Source organism: Oceanihabitans sp. 2_MG-2023, from assembly GCF_030547245.1.
GTDB lineage: Bacteria > Bacteroidota > Bacteroidia > Flavobacteriales > Flavobacteriaceae > Oceanihabitans.
Window position 1 is genome coordinate 1 of the sequence record NZ_JAUOQT010000024.1, and the last position, 942, is coordinate 942.

The 942-nt window shown below is 32.0% G+C and carries 1 protein-coding gene; it reads right to left on the bottom strand.

The window, feature by feature from the left end; translation table 11 throughout:
* Window positions 1–46: 46 nt before the first annotated feature.
* Window positions 47–942 (bottom strand): IS30 family transposase (locus tag Q4512_RS16355; RefSeq protein ID WP_303426458.1); only part of this gene is annotated, 896 nt, incomplete at its 5' end.

Genomic DNA, 942 nt, shown 5'->3' on the forward strand with positions numbered 1-942 from the left:
CATTCAAGGTTCTAACGCAACAAACGTTGCTTTTTTTTGTTAGATACTAAGCTACATTTTTTAGTTCAGAATCCATAATTTCTTGAGGTGTTTTATATCCTATAATTTTGCGAGGTCTATTGTTAAGTTTTACTTGAATTTGCATCAATAATTTTTCATCAATTAGATTAAAATCTGTTCCTTTTGGTAGGTACCTTCTTATGAGTCCATTTGTATTTTCATTAGTTCCTCTTTCCCAGGAAGAATAGGGATGCGCAAAGTAAATTTTCATACCGGTATTTTGAGTTATTTTTTCATGTTTAGCCATTTCAATTCCGTTATCGTAAGTCATTGTTTTTTTAAATAATTTGTTAAGTTGATTTAATTTATAAGAGAACATTTTAGCAATCTCATCAGATTTTCTGCTATTCAATTTAATGATTAATGTGTATCTGGATTTTCGCTCAACGATTGTTCCTATTGCTGATTTTTGGACCTTTCCAATAACTAAGTCACCTTCCCAATGACCAACTTCTTTTCTTAATTCGATATGCTTAGGTCTTAGGACAATACTGACTTGATTGATTATTTTGCTTCCTGTTCCTCGTCTTTTTTTAGAAGGTCTTCGTCTAGTTTTTTTGCGCACAAGTAGTTTGATTAGTTTCTTGTTTAAACTAGCTTGTGGCCTTGTGTAAATGTGTTTGTAGATGGCTTCGTGAGAAATAGACATTATGTGATTGTTAGGATAGAGTTCCTTAATTCTTCCAGAAATTTGCTCAGGAGTCCATTGCGATAAAAGTCCTTTATATACAAAGAATCTTAAAAGCGAGTAGGTGCTTATTTTATCAAGATTTCTTTTGTTTAAATAATCGTCTTTAGCGCACCAATGAGCTAAATGAGCTTCGTATTTATCGTACTTATTTTGCACCCATTTATTGACTTCTCTAGAGATTGTTGATCTAG